The organism is Streptomyces sp. LS1784 (assembly GCF_020103755.1).
Lineage (GTDB): Bacteria > Actinomycetota > Actinomycetes > Streptomycetales > Streptomycetaceae > Kitasatospora.
Genome location: NZ_JAHSQD010001195.1, coordinates 1 through 805, shown reverse-complemented (window position 1 = coordinate 805; position 805 = coordinate 1). Strand labels below are relative to the sequence as shown.

Sequence of the window (805 nt, the reverse complement as noted above, 5' to 3'; positions counted from 1 at the left end):
GCGCCCGAGGGTCCGCCGGGCTGGTCGCCCCGGCGGCGTCCAGCAGCGGCCGCCAGGCGGCGAGCAGGCCGAGGACCGCCACCGCGACGGCCGCACCGACCGCGCCCAGCACGGTGCCGACCGGCACGTCCCGGTGCTTGACGTGCCCCAGCTCGTGTGCGACCACCAGCTCCACCTCGCGCGGTTCGGCGGCGGTCAGCAGCGTGTCGTACGCGACGATCCGGCGGGTCGCCCCGAACCCGGAGACGTACGCGTTGAGCGCGGTGGTGCGGCGGGAGGCGTCCGCCACCAGGACGTCCCGCACCCGGACGCCGTCCCGCTCGGCCAGCGCCAGCAGCGCGGTGCGCAGCGCCCCCGGGGGCATCGGGGAGAAACGGTTGAACACCGGCTCGATCAGCAGCGGGTGGAGGAAGGAGAGCGCGGCCGTCAGCAGCGCCGCCGCGCCCGCCGCCGGCAGCCACCAGCGCTGCGGCGACCACGCGGTCAGCGCGAACAGCCCGAGCACGAGTGGGAGGACGAGGACGAGGGTGAGCGCGAGGCCGCGTACGGCGTCCATCGCCCAGCCGGCCCAGCCCTGGGTCACCAGCCCGTACCGGGCCCGGACCGTCCGCACCCCGGCGCCGAACGGCAGTTGCAGCGCACTGCCGAGCAGCACCAGGGCCGTCGCGCCGGCCAGCACCCCGGCCGTCCGGGAACCGCCGAACCAGCCGCCGGCGACGGTCACCAGGGCGGCACCGGCCGGGGTGAGGCCGAGCAGCAGGGTCAGCGCCAGGCCCGCCAGCCGGCCGCCCAGTGCCCACGGCAG

1 protein-coding gene is annotated in these 805 nt (G+C 77.8%); it reads right to left on the bottom strand.

Translation table 11 applies throughout. From position 1 onward, the window contains the following. On the bottom strand, window positions 1-805 hold an 805-nt coding region (locus KS423_RS46500; RefSeq protein WP_224285661.1), incomplete at both ends, for a M48 family metalloprotease.